Genomic DNA, 12736 nt, shown 5'->3' with positions numbered 1-12736 from the left:
CGGCTTCGTCAGCGGTGGTCCTGGGCGAGGCCGTCGGCGGCGTCGAGGCCGAGGATCGCGAGCAGCAGCGCGCAGTCGTCGACGTCCTCGGCCGCGGAGGCGACCAGGCGGACCACGTGGCGGCGCTGGTCTTCGGGGAGCTCGTGGGCGCTGTGCAGGTCGGCGACGGACGGCACCGTCGTGCGCTTCACGGCTGCCCGCCAGGGGTTCCGGTGCAGGTGCGTGGGGCAGAGGTGCGTGGGGCAGAGGTCCATGGGGCAGGGGCGGTCATCGGGCCCTCCGTTCTTCCGGCCGCTGGAGCTGCCGCCGGGGGCCGGGGCGGACCGTTCAGCATATCCCGTTCCGGGCTCGCCCGGTGGGGTGACGAGAGCCGGGAAAACGCTTCCTCGCGGAGCTCCGAAGAGGTTCCGGTCCACTGTGGATCTTCGATTCGGACACGGACTGTGCCCGGCCGCTCGCCGGAACCACCCGGGTGGCCGAGCGACCACCGGCCTGCGCGGGCCTAATCTGTGAACTTCTTGCCCAGGACCCCGGCGACCAGAGATGTTTTTCACGCGGGATCGGGGTGACCGGCGGTGTTGGGGGACGACAGTCCGCGCGATCCGTCCGTTGAGGGCGGCGATCTGAAGACCGGAAGCGCTTTCCATGGCTGGCCACTTCGCCACGGTGGCGGGTATCCGCGGGGCTGGCAGGTGCGGTATCGGTGCCGGGTGCGCCGTGCCGCCAAGGAATCCGCGGAACCTGCGTGGCAGGAGAAGACGGGCACGATCGCGGGCCGGAGCCTGCGCGACGAGCACACCAGCACCACGTGGGTCCCGGTGCGTCCGCGCGGCGCCGCCGCCGACACCCCGGTGAGCCTCGTGCGGGCCACGGACATCCTCGACGCCTGCCCGCCTTCCGAGAAGGCGAGCCGCGCCGGGGAAACGCCTTGACCGCCCGAATGATCCACTGAGGACGGTGCGACTGTTCGGGTGAAAAACCCGGAAACCGGAAATCATGAGGTAGATTCGCGACGAGGGCGTCAGCCCGCCCCCGGAACCGGCTTCCGCAATCCTGGGGCCGGTGAAGGGTGGAGGCGGATGACCAACGGAATCGAGACGGAAACCGGGCCGTTCGCGGTGGGGCGGAAGTTCGCCTACCTGGCTCGGGAAGACAACGGCGTGACTGTGCGGACCGGGGTGGTCGCGGGCGAGTGCGTCGACGCGGCGGCGGTTTCGCACGTGCCGATCGTCGACGCCGAAACCCCGGATCCGAGTTCCAGCAAACTGGTTCCGGTCACGGACGTCACCGACGTGGCATCGGGCCATAACCGCCATTCGGCGGGGAACCGGCCGCGTTCGTTGCCATGGCGGGTTTTTCACGTCGGGCGCCATCGGCGCGCCTGAGCGGGTTCAGCGTGCGGCGCCGGACCGGATGACGGTCGTCGGGCCGGGCGGGGGAGATTCCACGGAGTCGTCGGGGGCTTCGTGGGCGACTCCCGCCCTGTCGAGGACGGTTGTCACACCGGGGTTTCCGGCGCGCACGCGGAACCGGTCGCCGGCGAGCGCGGCCACGGACTCCGGGCCGAGGGCGGTGCACGCCGTCAGGTCCACCACCACGTCCGCGGCGCGCAGGGTCACGGCTTCGGCGAGGTGCGCGGCGAGCACGGCATCACCGGCGGGACTGAGCGCGCCGGAGACCTCGACGGTCACGAGCCCGGCGCTCACGAGCGTGCGCACCCGCGAAACCCCGGGCAGCGCAAGGGCTTGCGGTACGTCGGCCTTCGGCTGGTTCTCCACGGACATCCCGCGCCTTTCCCCAAACCCGAGGTGGCCGGGGGCTGGGGTCCACGTGTTCGGTCAGTCTAACCGGCCGGGCGAGGCGTAACCTCGGTCCGTGGCCGGACCGCGGGTGATCACTGTCTTCCTCGTCGACGACCACGAGCTGGTGCGCCGCGGCGTGGCCGACCTCGTGGAGGACGAGGACGACCTCACGGTGGCGGGCCAGGCGGCCTCGGTCGCCGAGGCGCTGGCCCGGATTCCCGCTGTGCGCCCAGACGTCGCGGTACTCGACGTCCGCCTCCCCGACGGCGACGGCGTCCGCCTGTGCCGCGACCTACGCGCCGCGCTGCCCGGCCTGCGCTGCCTGATGCTCACATCCTTCACCGACGAGCGCTCGATGGTCGACGCGGTCCTGGCCGGCGCCGACGGCTACGTCATCAAGGACATCAAGGGCCTCCAGCTCGTCGACGCCGTCCGCCGCGTCGCGGCCGGCCACAGCCTGCTCGACGAACGCGCGGTCGCCGCCCTGATGGCGAAGCTGCGCGAGAGCACCCGAGGCCCCGGCCCGCTCGCCGCGCTGACCGACCAGGAACGCGTGCTGCTGGACCTCATCGGCGAAGGGCTGACCAACCGGCAGATCGCCGAACGGATGTTCCTGGCGGAGAAGACGGTGAAGAACTACGTTTCCCGCCTGCTCGCCAAACTCGGTGTGGAACGGCGCACCCAGGCGGCCGTTCTCGTCACCGCGCTCCACGACGAGGAACGCCGCGCCGGAGGCTGATCACTGCCGCTGGAGAATGGTCGTTCCCCTCAGGGGGCCGCGATTTTGCCAGGTGCGGCATGCGAGGTCACCGAAACCGGCGCAGTGGAGCACCTGCGCTACACCACGCCGCTGTGTGGCCGACCGCGCTGCCTGGCGAAAAGTGTTGTGCGGGAGGGTGATCACGGCCGATCGTGAGAGAACGGGCGTTCTCCGTGCGTGGTGGTGCGTCCGGCTCGGGGCCGGGGCGATCACGGCCAGCCGCGGGAGAACGGGCGTTCGTCGCTCGTGACCACGGCGTCGAGGCCGATGTGGGGTCGCAAGGGGACGGGCGCTCCGTGGCCGAGGCGCAGCACGGCCTGGGGCCACATGCCGCCGCCGAGAAGGCGGCGCAGGTCGCGGCGGCGGGCGGGGGTGAGGGTGTCGGACCAGTGGGCGGCGGACAACCCGGCGGCCGCCGCCGTCAGCAGGACGCGTTGCACGGCCTGGCCGGCCTGCAGCTGGGCGAGCGGGGTGTCGTGCAGCGAGCCGACGGCGACGAGCAATCGCCCGGGCGCCGCGGCGAAGTCGGTGCACGCGGCGCCCCCGGGAAGCATGATTTCGCACAGCTGCGGCAGTTGTGCGTCGCCGATCGTGGCGAGCCAGGCGCGTTCGAGCTCGGCCGCCTTGCGAAGTTCGCGTTGCACCGCCGGGGGCACCAGGGCCGCGCTGAACGGGCTGCGGTTGCCGCGCCTGAGCCGGATGGCTTCGATGAGGCGGCGGTCGACCGGCGTCACCGGTTCGAGCCCGCGCGGGCGCACCACGGCGAGCAAGTCGGGCTGCGTCGCGGCGGGCAGCAGCCGCACGTCGGGATGGCAACCCTGGGCCTTCACCGCGAGCCGGAGGTTCAGCAGGGCCGCGCCGCAGTCCAGCAGCTGCCCGCGGCGGCCGCCCGCGGGCGGGCCGGCGTGGAGCTCGATGGACCCTGGCGTGCACAGGAACCGCCACGGCCGGGTGTCGTGCAGGGGCGGCGGGGTCGTCGCGGCGAGCAGAACGGACCGGACCTGGCGCGCGCTCAGCCGCCCGACGGGTATGAGTCCGGCCTTCATGGGTCACCTCCGCCTCCGATCCCACCCTGCGCCCGCGCGCCGGGCCGGGCTAGTGCCGAACGTCCCGCGCGCCGGGTCCAAGGTCGCCGTTCACGGGTGACCCCGGGCTCCGACTGGTGTGCCACAGTGACGGGATGCCGGACGTCGACCGGGTACCCGCAACCGCTCCGGCCGGGGAACGCGACCGGCTGGACGCGCTGCTCACGGCCGTCCTCGGGCTGTCCGGCGGCCTGGAACTGGACGGCACGCTGCGCCGGATCGTGGCGACCGCCGCGGACCTCGTCGACGCCCGCTACGGCGCGCTCGCGGTGCTCGACGCCGACGGCGCCACCACCGGCTTCGTCGTCACCGAGTTCGACCACCGCGACCGCGCGCGGACCCGTCGAGCCGGCCGAACTTCGCTTCGCGTCGCACTGCGAGCGCGCGGCACACTGCTCGGGCGCCTTTACCTCACCGGAAAACGAAGCGGCACCGGGTTCACCGACGACGACGAGCAAGCCCTCGCGGCGCTCGCCGCGGCGGCCGGCATCGCCGTCGACAACGCGCGGCTCTACGAAGAAACCCGCAACCGCCAGCGCTGGCTCGAAGCCATCGGCGAGATCTCCGCCGCTCTCCTCGGCGGCACCGAGATCAGCGAAGTCCTGCGCTTGATCGCGAGCCGCGCCGCCGGCCTCACCGGTTCCGTCGACGCGCTGATCGCCGTGCCCGCCAACGAAGACGCACTCGTGGTCACCGTCTGCGCCGGTCCGGATTCCGACGCCCTCACCGGCCGCCGGATCCCCGTCGCCGGGTCGACGTCCGGTGCCGTGCTGCGCGACCACGTGCCGCGCAGCGTCTCCGGGCTCGCCGTGGACCTCGCCGACGGCCCCCGTGTGGACCTCGGCCCCGCGCTCGTGGTGCTGCTGCGCTCGGGTGAGTCGATCGCCGGCGTCCTGCTCGCCGTGCGCGCTCCGGACGCGGCGCGGTTCGACGAGCAGGAGCTGCAGATCGTGTCCGCGTTCGCCGACCAGGCCGCGCTCGCGCTGCGCGACGCCGGGAACCAGGCCGCCCGCCGCGAGCTCGACGTGGTGACCGATCGCGACCGGATCGCCCGCGACCTGCACGACCACGTGGTGCAGCGGCTGTTCGCGGTCGGGTTGCAGATGCAGGACACGCTGCGCCGGGCGGGGACGCCTGCCGTCGCGTCGCGGCTGGGCCGGCACATCGACCAGCTGCAGGAGGTCATCGAGGAGATCCGCAGCGCGATCTTCGCGCTGCACGCGGGCCCGGGGCGCCGTGGCGGCCTTCGCGCGAGCCTCCGGCACGCCGTCACCGAAACGACGGGCGACTCGGCGATCCGCACCACCGTGCGGCTGTCCGGCCCGCTCGAACGGGTGCCGCCGATCCTCGCCGAACACGCCGAAGCCGTGGTCCGCGAAGCCGTGAGCAACGTGCTGCGCCACGCCCGCGCCGACGAGCTTGCCCTCACCGTGACGCTCGGCGAGCACCTCGCGGTCGAGGTGTCCGACACGGGCGTGGGCCTGCCGGCGGGGGTGACGCGCAGTGGCTTGCGCAACCTCGAGCAGCGCGCGAGGGAGTCGGGTGGCACGTTTCGCGTGGAGCGCCAGTCGTCGGGCGGCACCCGTCTCGTGTGGACGGTCCCCGTCAGCCCGGCCGCCGCGGTGGTCTCCGGAGGGTCACGGTGAACCCGCCGCGGCCCGCGGCCCTGGTGGGTGCGGTCACAGCGTGCAACACTCGAAGCCTGTCCTTCCCCTTCGGGCGCTGCCCGGCGCAGGCCCCGGACCTCGGCGAGGTGGGACTCCACCGAGCGCCCGGGAGGCTCCGCACCGGTCGCACCCGCGGTGCGCCACCCGTCGGCTCCGGCGGTTGCCGCGCAGAGGAGTCCACTTCGGACCGAAGCGGGCATCCGCGGCCTCACCGGTGGCCGAGGTGAAGGAGGTACGACCGTGTACACCGTCTACCCTGTCCGCGTCGAGGCCGAGCTGGACGAGCCGTTGTCCCGCTGGCTCTGGCTCGTGAAGTGGCTGCTGGCGCTGCCGCACCACCTCATCCTGGCGGTCCTGTGGATCGCCTACCCGTTCGTGGGCCTCGCGGCGTTCTTCGCGATCCTCGTGACGGGGCGCTACCCGCGTTCGCTGTTCGAGTTCACCGTGGGCGTGCTGCGGTGGAGCTTCCGCGTGCAGTACTACTCCTACGCCGCGCTCGGCACCGACCGGTACCCGCCGTTCACGTTCGGCGACGTGCCCGAGTACCCGGCGCGGCTGCAGGTCGAGTACCCGCAACGGCTCTCCCGCGGGCTCGTGCTCGTGAAGTGGTGGCTGCTGGCGCTGCCGCAGCTCATCATCGTCGGGCTGTTCGTCGGCGGCGGCACGTGGCTGTTCACGCGGTCGGGCCGGTACGACTTCACCTGGGCGGCCGGCGGGCTCGTCGGCATCCTGGTGCTGATCGCCGCGATCATCTTGCTGTTCACCGGAAAGTACCCGCGCCCGCTGTTCGACTTCATCCTCGGGCTCGACCGCTGGGTGCTGCGGGTGGCCGCCTACGTGTCTCTGCTGACCGACCGGTACCCGCCGTTCCGGCTCGACCTGGGTGGCAGCGAACCGGGCGGACCGGCGCCCTCGCCGGAACCGCTGACCCAGCCGCCGCCCGGTTCCGCGACCGAGCCTGCGACACAGCCGTTCGCCCCGCCCCCCACCCCGCCGGCGAGCGGATCCGGCCCGGCGGCCACGCGCTGGACGGGCGGCCGAATCGCCGCCGCCGTCTGCGGCGCAGTGCTCGTGCTGTTCTCCACCGGTCTCCTCTCGGGCGGCAGCGCGCTGATGTGGGCCGACCGCAACCAGCGCGACGCCGACGGCTACTTCTCCGGATCGGCCCCGTTCAGCGCTTCGGGTTACGCGCTCGCGAGCGACCCCGTGCAGCTGCACGGCCTGGGCACCGGCGGGCCGGACCTCGCGGGGATCGTCGGCGACACCCGGATCCGCGCCACCGCCGTCGACGCCACGCAGGGCGTTTTCATCGGCATCGCGCCCGCCGCGAGCGCGGCGAGGTACCTCGCCGGCGTCGAGCACACGACCGTGACCGATTTCGGCGATCGCGGCGCGGTCGGCGTCGACAACCCGGGCGGCGCGCTCACGACCCCGCCGCAGCAGGCCGGCATCTGGGCCGGCCAGGCGTCGGGTCCCGGCACGCAGTCCGTGGCGTGGCCCGTGCGCGACGGGGACTGGACCGTCGTGGTGATGAACTCCGACAGCTCGCGCGGCGTCGCCGTCGAGGCGGAGGCCGGCGCGACCGTGCCGGCGATCGGCTGGCTGTCGGTGCTGCTCGTCGTGGTCGGCGTGGTGTTCCTGGCCGGTGGCGTCGCGTGCATCTGGCTCGCGGCCCGCGGCGCTTCGGGGCACCGGGACCGCACGCCCGTGCCGGTGGCCGGAGGAGGTCCCGACGACAGGGGGCGAGCACCGTGACCCGCTCGGCCGACTGGTTCAGGCAGATGTGGCACGCCCTGTTCCCGCGGGGCGGCGTGGTGGTCCGGCCGTCGGACCGGTTCCAGGCGGCGGTGCTGGCCGCCTTCGTGGTGCTCGCGCTGGTGGCGGTGCCGTTCGCGGGCGTCCTCGGGTCGGAAACCGCCGCGCAGCGCGGAAAACAGGCCGCCGAGGAAGCGGCGAGCCGCCACCGCGTCGAGGCGACGCTGCTCGTCGACGGGCCGCCGCAGCAGACCGTCGGCCCCGACGGCGTGCCGGGCGGACCCCAGCCGCGCGACGCCCGGTGGCGGTTGCCCGGTGGCGGTTTCCGCGTCGCGCAGGTCGACGCGGACCCGCTTACCAAGGCCGGCGACCCGGTCGTGGTGTGGCTCGACCGGGCCGGCGACCCGGTGCCGCCGCCGCTCGACCCGCGCACGGCCCCGGTCGAGGGCGTGATGACGGGATTCGGGGTGTGGGCGGGGTTCTGCGCGTTGCTGAGCCTGCTCTACGGAGTCCTCGTCCTCGGGCTCGACCGCATGCGGCTCAGGCACTGGCAGCAGGAGTGGACGCTGGAACTGGACGGCAAGACGAGGTCCTGACCGGCCGGAGACGAAGAAGGACCGGAGAAACGACCGGAGGAAGGCGGGATGGCGGATGCTCACCATGACCCGATCGGCGATCGCGGCGATCGACCGGATCACCGAGGCCCACCACGTCGGGCGGCGCGGCGGCTGCCGCCTGGTCCTCGACGGGCCGCCCCGGGCGGGGGCGGCGGTCGAGGTGGAGGTGGCAACGTGTCCGGGCAAGGGAGATGACGTCGTCGCGATCGACGACACACAGCTGTTCCTTTCGCGCGAGGCCAGGGTCGGGCTCGCGGAGAAGGTCCTCGACGTCCGGGAGGACCTGGAGGGCCACTACACGTTCCTGATCGAGAACGCCGGCCGGTGACGTCGGCGGGCGCCGGCCCTCCGAGGTGAGTCCCGACGGCGGAAATCGGCACACCGCGAGCGAACGTGGTGGCCGCGTCCGGTGCGGGTGAGCGCGGCGACGACGTCGTCGGCGGGGTGTGCCGCGCCTTCGCGCGCTGATGCCGCTCCACAGTGTTCTTGTACGCGGCTCTTGTACGCGCAGCGTGCCACGGCGTCGCTGGTCGCGGGCGGCGCGAGTTCGGGTACTTCGCGGACCCGGTGAGCGCCACCCTCGCACGAGGGCGCGGCCAACGTCGTCGCGCGACGGGTGGAGTTGGACGCGTCCGAGGAAAAAGGTCCAATATGGGTACTACGCGCGAGATCGGGGAGGTGACCGCCGTGGGCGACCGGGAGCGGTTGGTGATCAGGGCGTTCGTCACGATGGCGGACACGATGGCCGAGGGGTACGACGTCGCCGACCTGTTGCACGGCCTGGCGCAGCGGTGCGTCGAGCTGCTCGAGGTCGGGGCCGTCGGGCTGACGCTCGCCGACGAGCGGGGGAGCCTCCAGGCGCTGGCGTCCCCGGGGGAGCAGGACGGGCTGCGGGAGCTGGTCGAGCTCGGTGTCGACGAGGGCCCGGGTGTGGACTGCTTCCGGTCCGGGGCCGCGGTGCACGCGACCTCGATCGGCGCGTACAGCCAGAGGTGGCCGCGCTTCGCCGCGGCGGTGCAGTGGGCGGGGTTCTCCTCGGTGCACGCGCTGCCGCTGCGGCTGCGCGGGCTGACGATCGGTTCGCTGAACCTGTTCGGCCGCACGGCGGTGCCGGACGGGGACCTCGAGCTGGCGCAGGGCCTCGCGGACACCGCCACGATCGGGATCCTGCAGCAACGCGCCATCAGCCGCGGCGAGGTGCTCTCGGACCAGTTGCAGTCGGCGCTGAGCAGCCGCGTGATCATCGAGCAGGCGAAGGGTGTGTTGTCGGTCAGCGGGCGCCTGTCGATGGCCGACGCGTTCACGGCGCTGCGCCGGTACTCGCGCAGCAACAACGCCCGGCTCAGCGAAGTCGCCCGCTCGTTGGCCGAACGCGAGCTCGACCCGGCCGTGGTGCTGATGCGGGCGTACCGCGGGAACTGATCACGGGTTCGCCCGCTCCACCGGAGCTTTCTCCCCGGCGGCCGGCGCCAGTCCGGATCCGACCGTCCCTTGTGGACTCCCCGGGCCTCGCGCCCGGACGCGGTCGATCATCCTCTGTGCCTCGGCCTCGGTGAACCGGCCCTGGCGCACGTAGCCGACGATGGCGGCCACGGTGCTCAGGTGCGGTTCGGCGATGCCCGTCAAGTCCACGGAATCCACGGCGGCCCCTCACCCCGTTGGCTCGCCGCCGGGGGCAGGGGCGGCTCTTCGCACCCTACGCGCTCGGTGTGCCGTTGTGCGGGACTCGGACACACCTTCTGCGGCAACGATTTCAGCGGTCCCCGGCCACCGCGGGGCAGCGCTGGCAGGAAAAATCCCTGTCGACGTGGGGGAAAACGGTACGGATCAAGCCTTCCCGGCGGGGGCGACGGCGGCCATCGCCCGGTCGAGGCACGCGGCGAACGTCTCCGCGGCCCCGCCGGCGAGCCACGCGTGCTGCGCGGCGAGCAGGCACGAGAACGCGGCGCCGGCGACGGCGGGGAGCGCCGGGTCGGTCGGGTCGGACGGCGTGCCACGGGTTTCGGCGCGTTCGCGCAGCACGGTCTCGGCCGCCGCCGCCATGCGGTGCAGCTTCTCGAGGTAGCTCGCCAGCAGGGCGGGCGTCGCGAAGACGATGCGCTGCATGGGTTCGGCGACCTCGTGCTTGCCGGGCGCGTCGACGTAGGGCACCAGCAGGTCGAACACCCTGCGCAGCGAGGTCCAGGCCGGTTCGTCGAGCGGCCGCTCGCGCAGCCGCTCGACCATCGTCTCGGCCAGCACCTCGAACTTGCCGACGATCAGGTCTTCCTTGGTGGGGAAGTAGCGGAACAGGCTGCGCCGCGACAGGCCCGCGGCCTCGGCGACGTCGTCCATCGTCGTGCGCTCGTAGCCGTGCTCGACGAACAACCGCTGCGCTGCCTCGGTGATGTCCTGCTGCACGGCCCGGCGGGTCCGTTCGCGCAGGCCGGGGCGGTGGTCGGTCACCGGGCCACCCTAGCAGCGCCCGGCAGAGTTGGCACTGAGTGCCACAAGTGGCGTACAGTGCCGATTGAGCAATCCGAGAACGAGGAGCGTCATGTCCGAACCGAAGACGATCGTGATCACCGGTGCCAGTGACGGCATCGGTGCGGCCGCGGCCCGCCGCCTGCACGCCGACGGCCACCGGGTCGTGGTCGTCGGGCGCTCGCCCGCCAAGACCGAGGCCGTCGCCAAGGAGCTCGGGGTCGAGCACTACGCCGCCGACTTCGCGCGCTTCGCGGAGGTGCGCGACCTGGCCGCCGCGCTCGACGCGGCCCACCCGCGCATCGACGTGCTCGTGAACAACGCCGGCGGCATCTTCGGTGACCGCGCGAAAACCGCCGACGCCTTCGAGAAGACCCTGCAGGTCAACCACCTGTCGCCGTTCCTGCTCACCACGCTGCTGATCGACAAGCTGCTGGCGTCGCGCGCGTCGGTGATCCAGACGTCGAGCTCCGGCGCCCGGCTCTTCGGCGACCTGCGCCTCGACGACCTCGACCACGACGCGGCGTTCACGCCGCACAAGGCCTACGGCACCGCGAAACTGGAGAACATCCTGTTCACCCGCGAGCTTCACACCCGCTTCCACGCGCGGGGCCTGTCCGCGGCGGCCTTCCATCCCGGTGCGGTTGCCACGGCCTTCGCGACCGAGAGCTCCAGCTTCTTCCGGCTGGTCTACACGAACCCGCTCGGCCGGATGGTCATGGTGAGCCCGGAGAAGGGCGCGCGACAGCTGATCTGGCTGGCCACCACGGCGCCGGGCGTCGACTGGGAGTCCGGGGCGTACTACGAGCGCGGCAAGATCGCCCGGCGCGTGAACCCGCAGGCGACCGACGACGACCTCGCCCGCCGGCTGTGGGACCGCTCGGCCGAGCTCGTCGGGGTGAAGACCGCCTGAGGCTCAGCGGGGCCGGAGGCCGGCCACGACCAGGTCCAGCAGTCGCGACGCCAGCTCGCGCTGGTCTTCGTGGCCCGCGATGAGGGTGACGCCGCCGATCGCCATCATCACGTCGTCGGCCGGGACGTCGGCGCGTAGCGTTCCGGCCTCGGCCGCGGCGGTCAGCATGCGTTCGATCGCCGCGCGCAGCAGGTCGCGGCTGTGCGTGCGCAGGCCTTCGCGGGCGGCGAGGATGCCGGGCAGTGCTTCGGCCATCCCGTTCTTGGTGAGTATGTAGTCCACGAACCGCTCCGCCCACGCGCGGAGAGCGGCGTCGGGTGCCAGCTCGGCGAGCAGGTCCGCGGCGGATCCGGCCAGGCGTTCGGTCTCGCTGCGGTAGGTCGCCTCCACGAGGTCTTCCCGGGCCGGGAACCGCCGGTACAGCGTGGCGATGCCGACGCCGGCCTCCTTCGCGATGGCCTTGAGCGAGGTGTCCGCCCCCTGGCGGGAAAACGCGCGCGCCGCGGCCTCGAGGATGCGGTCCTGGTTCTCCTGCGCGTCGGCCCTCAGCGACCGTCCGGTGTTCGTCACGCCACTCCTCTTTGCTAAGTGGACCCGCATCCGCTTATAGTTCGTAAGTGGAACCGGCTCCACATACGAGACTAGCGGAGCAGAGAGGACAGCACCATGACCCAGCGAGTGACCACGCCCTTCGGCGCGACGTCCACGGCGGCCGAAGTGGTCGCCGGGGTCGACCTGAGCGGCCGGCGCGCCGTCGTGACCGGGGCGGCGTCGGGGATCGGCGCGGAGACGGCCCGCGCGCTCGCGTCGGCCGGCGCGGAGGTGACACTGGCCGTGCGCGACCCGGCGGCGGGTCAGCGGGTGGCGCGGGAGATCGTGGCGAGCACGGGCAACGCGGCCGTGCACGTGGCCACGCTGGACCTGGCCAACCCGGCTTCGGTCAGCGCGTTCGTGGCGGCCTGGGAAGGGCCGCTGCACATCCTGGTGGCCAACGCCGGCGTGATGGCCACACCCGAGCGCCGGACGGCGCACGGCTGGGAGCTGCAGTTCGCCACCAACCACCTCGGCCACTTTCAGCTGGCGACCGGCCTGCACGGAGCGCTCGCCGCGGCGGGGCACGCCCGCGTGGTCGTCGTCAGCTCGGTGGGACACGTCAACGGCGAGGTCCTCTTCGACGACGTGTCCTTCGCCCGCACGCCGTACGACCCGTGGGCGGCCTACAGCCAGTCGAAGACGGCCAACATCCTCTTCGCCGTCGAGGCCGCCCGGCTCTGGGCGGCCGAGGGGATCGCGGTCAACGCGCTCAACCCGGGCCGCATCTGGTCGACGAACCTCGGCCGGCACATGGACAACCCGCCTTCGGCCTTCGATCCCTCCGGTGCGACCGGCGTGTCCGTGAAGGACATCCCGCAGGGCGCCGCGACCTCGGTGCTGCTCGCCGCGTCACCGCTCGTGGAGGGCGCGACCGGGAAATACTTCGAGGACTGCCAGGAAGCCGAGCCGTTCACCGCCGGTGTGCGGCGCGGCGTCGCCGACTTCGCGCTCGACCCGGCGAAGGCGCGGCGGCTGTGGACGCTTTCGGCGGAACTGCTCACCGGAGCGGGGTATCTGGTCGCGTGACCGGCACGCCGGTGTGGTGCCGGGTGCACGGATGCACCACACCGGCGCGGGCCG

Annotated in this window: 16 protein-coding genes; 10 read left to right on the top strand and 6 right to left on the bottom strand. The window is 72.8% G+C overall.

The window, feature by feature from the left end:
- Window positions 1-8 precede the first annotated feature (8 nt).
- The gene (locus K1T34_RS49960; protein WP_220247891.1) at window positions 9-191 is read right to left on the bottom strand and encodes a hypothetical protein; all 183 of its coding nucleotides are present in this window, start codon (window positions 189-191) and stop codon (window positions 9-11) included.
- 519 nt (window positions 192-710) lie between these two features.
- Here K1T34_RS49960 and K1T34_RS49955 point away from each other — a divergent pair.
- Together K1T34_RS49955 and K1T34_RS49950 are read left to right on the top strand one after the other, a co-directional pair.
- Window positions 711-932 carry a hypothetical protein gene (locus K1T34_RS49955; protein ID WP_220241759.1) on the top strand — a complete coding sequence of 74 codons (222 nt, stop codon included), beginning with the start codon at window positions 711-713 and terminating at the stop codon, window positions 930-932.
- 147 nt (window positions 933-1079) lie between these two features.
- Window positions 1080-1385, top strand: a complete 306-nt coding sequence (locus tag K1T34_RS49950; RefSeq protein WP_220241758.1) for a hypothetical protein — start codon at window positions 1080-1082, stop codon at window positions 1383-1385.
- Window positions 1386-1391: 6 nt separating this feature from the next.
- Here the strand turns inward: K1T34_RS49950 and K1T34_RS49945 are convergent, their stop codons facing one another.
- On the bottom strand, window positions 1392-1784 hold the full coding sequence (locus K1T34_RS49945) for a hypothetical protein (protein WP_220241757.1): 393 nt from the start codon (window positions 1782-1784) through the stop codon (window positions 1392-1394).
- 106 nt (window positions 1785-1890) lie between these two features.
- On the opposite strand from K1T34_RS49945, the gene K1T34_RS49940 reads away from it, so the two are divergent.
- Window positions 1891-2541 (top strand): response regulator transcription factor, encoded by a 651-nt coding sequence (locus K1T34_RS49940; RefSeq protein WP_220247835.1) that lies wholly within the window; start codon window positions 1891-1893, stop codon window positions 2539-2541.
- Window positions 2542-2771: 230 nt separating this feature from the next.
- Here the strand turns inward: K1T34_RS49940 and K1T34_RS49935 are convergent, their stop codons facing one another.
- Window positions 2772-3608, bottom strand: coding sequence for a hypothetical protein (locus tag K1T34_RS49935; protein ID WP_220241756.1), 837 nt, complete (start codon window positions 3606-3608; stop codon window positions 2772-2774).
- A 134-nt stretch (window positions 3609-3742) separates the two neighbouring features.
- On the opposite strand from K1T34_RS49935, the gene K1T34_RS49930 reads away from it, so the two are divergent.
- The 5 genes from K1T34_RS49930 (at window position 3743) to K1T34_RS49910 (ending at window position 9108) form a co-directional block, all read left to right on the top strand.
- Window positions 3743-5293 carry a GAF domain-containing sensor histidine kinase gene (locus K1T34_RS49930; protein ID WP_220241755.1) on the top strand — a complete coding sequence of 517 codons (1551 nt, stop codon included), beginning with the start codon at window positions 3743-3745 and terminating at the stop codon, window positions 5291-5293.
- Between the two features lie 261 nt (window positions 5294-5554).
- Window positions 5555-7069, top strand: a complete 1515-nt coding sequence (locus tag K1T34_RS49925) for a DUF4389 domain-containing protein (protein WP_220241754.1) — start codon at window positions 5555-5557, stop codon at window positions 7067-7069.
- A complete protein-coding gene (locus tag K1T34_RS49920; protein WP_220241753.1) occupies window positions 7066-7665 on the top strand; it encodes a hypothetical protein in 600 nt (199 codons plus the stop codon). Before K1T34_RS49925 ends, K1T34_RS49920 begins: the two co-directional genes overlap by 4 nt.
- A 64-nt stretch (window positions 7666-7729) precedes the next feature.
- Window positions 7730-8014, top strand: a complete 285-nt coding sequence (locus K1T34_RS49915; RefSeq protein ID WP_220241752.1) for a hypothetical protein — start codon at window positions 7730-7732, stop codon at window positions 8012-8014.
- A 323-nt stretch (window positions 8015-8337) separates the two neighbouring features.
- Window positions 8338-9108 (top strand): GAF and ANTAR domain-containing protein, encoded by a 771-nt coding sequence (locus K1T34_RS49910; RefSeq protein ID WP_255638158.1) that lies wholly within the window; start codon window positions 8338-8340, stop codon window positions 9106-9108.
- Here K1T34_RS49910 and K1T34_RS49905 read toward each other — a convergent pair whose 3' ends face one another.
- Together K1T34_RS49905 and K1T34_RS49900 are read right to left on the bottom strand one after the other, a co-directional pair.
- Entirely contained in the window at window positions 9109-9327 is a 219-nt protein-coding gene (locus K1T34_RS49905; RefSeq protein ID WP_220241751.1) for a hypothetical protein, read from the bottom strand. It lies immediately after the preceding gene.
- 186 nt (window positions 9328-9513) lie between these two features.
- A complete protein-coding gene (locus K1T34_RS49900; protein WP_220241750.1) occupies window positions 9514-10131 on the bottom strand; it encodes a TetR/AcrR family transcriptional regulator in 618 nt (205 codons plus the stop codon).
- A gap of 91 nt (window positions 10132-10222) precedes the next feature.
- Between K1T34_RS49900 and K1T34_RS49895 the strand changes: the two genes are divergently transcribed.
- Window positions 10223-11062, top strand: a complete 840-nt coding sequence (locus K1T34_RS49895) for an SDR family NAD(P)-dependent oxidoreductase (protein ID WP_220241749.1) — start codon at window positions 10223-10225, stop codon at window positions 11060-11062.
- 3 nt (window positions 11063-11065) lie between these two features.
- Here K1T34_RS49895 and K1T34_RS49890 read toward each other — a convergent pair whose 3' ends face one another.
- Window positions 11066-11632, bottom strand: a complete 567-nt coding sequence (locus K1T34_RS49890) for a TetR/AcrR family transcriptional regulator (protein WP_255638157.1) — start codon at window positions 11630-11632, stop codon at window positions 11066-11068.
- Window positions 11633-11728: 96 nt separating this feature from the next.
- On the opposite strand from K1T34_RS49890, the gene K1T34_RS49885 reads away from it, so the two are divergent.
- Entirely contained in the window at window positions 11729-12682 is a 954-nt protein-coding gene (locus tag K1T34_RS49885; RefSeq protein ID WP_220241747.1) for an SDR family NAD(P)-dependent oxidoreductase, read from the top strand.
- The last annotated feature ends 54 nt before the right edge of the window (window positions 12683-12736 follow it).

The organism is Amycolatopsis sp. DSM 110486, from assembly GCF_019468465.1.
Lineage (GTDB): Bacteria > Actinomycetota > Actinomycetes > Mycobacteriales > Pseudonocardiaceae > Amycolatopsis.
This window is presented reverse-complemented; position numbering and strand designations above follow the sequence as displayed.